This window comes from Pseudomonas sp. P4_C3, from assembly GCF_056402075.1.
Window position 1 is genome coordinate 1 of sequence record NZ_JBFUIC010000711.1, and the last position, 862, is coordinate 862.

Consider the following 862-nt stretch of genomic DNA (forward strand, 5'->3'; position numbering starts at 1 on the left):
CCCAGTCTGTTCCTCTCGAACCATTGCCTATGCGGGATTTGTGCAGATTTTGAGGTGGGTCAGTCTTGCTTCAGCTCGTGGGTCAATTCGGCATCGGTGCCAACAATTGGGGCTCTTGCGGGCGAAACACATGCTTCTGGGCGCTAACTAAATGGCGAGCGACAGCTTACAGCTGTCCAGGATCTCGTCGGCTAGCAGCGCATCATCTGGGCAGGCCCGCGACAGTACAATGGCTCCGACCGCTTGTGCCAACAATGAAACTGCCTTGGCACGGGCTTCCTTTTGCTCGTCAGCGGATAGCCCGGAACTCAAGCCTGATATCAGCTTCTCTATGCCAGTCTCAAATACGGACTTGATATCTCTATGTTGACGAGCAGCATCGCCACCGAGCGCAGCGATCGCGCACCCTTGGCCGACTGAATCACGGTGAGCACGGGAAACGTAGTAATTGATGAAGTCACTCGCATTGGCGTCAGCAGTCATTTGGGAAAGAGCGAACGACGTAGCTTCGATCATCAGTGACGACTTTGAGCTGAATTGGTTGTAAAACCCTCCATGAGTGAGTCCGATCCCCGCCATCAATTCCTTAACCCCGATACCGTCATAGCCGCGCTCGCGGAACAGCACTGAAGCTGATTCAACAACGCGTACCCGATTTGTCCGCGCCTGTGCTTTGCTGGTTTTCATTTTCAGACCTCATTTGACTATCTTATTAATTAGCGGAGTTGGGACAAGGGTGACTAAAATCAAAACACTCTTAGTCAGCAAGAATAACGATGGCATCATTCAAGCTGCCACGCCAAAGGGACGTCAAAATCGATGTGTTAGCTGTGCTGCTATAATGTGTGCGCTATTGTTGTAT

At 51.5% G+C, this 862-nt stretch carries 1 protein-coding gene; it reads right to left on the reverse strand.

What is annotated here, in order from left to right:
• Positions 1-147: 147 nt before the first annotated feature.
• Positions 148-687, reverse strand: a complete 540-nt coding sequence (locus tag AC1DVH_RS31965) for a TetR/AcrR family transcriptional regulator (protein WP_477757147.1) — start codon at positions 685-687, stop codon at positions 148-150.
• Between the last annotated feature and the right edge of the window lie 175 nt (positions 688-862).

Coding starts and splice junctions, on each gene's coding strand:
- AC1DVH_RS31965 (WP_477757147.1), bottom strand. CDS start 687: ATGAAAACCAGCAAAGCACAGGCGCGGACAAATCGGGTACGCGTTGTT.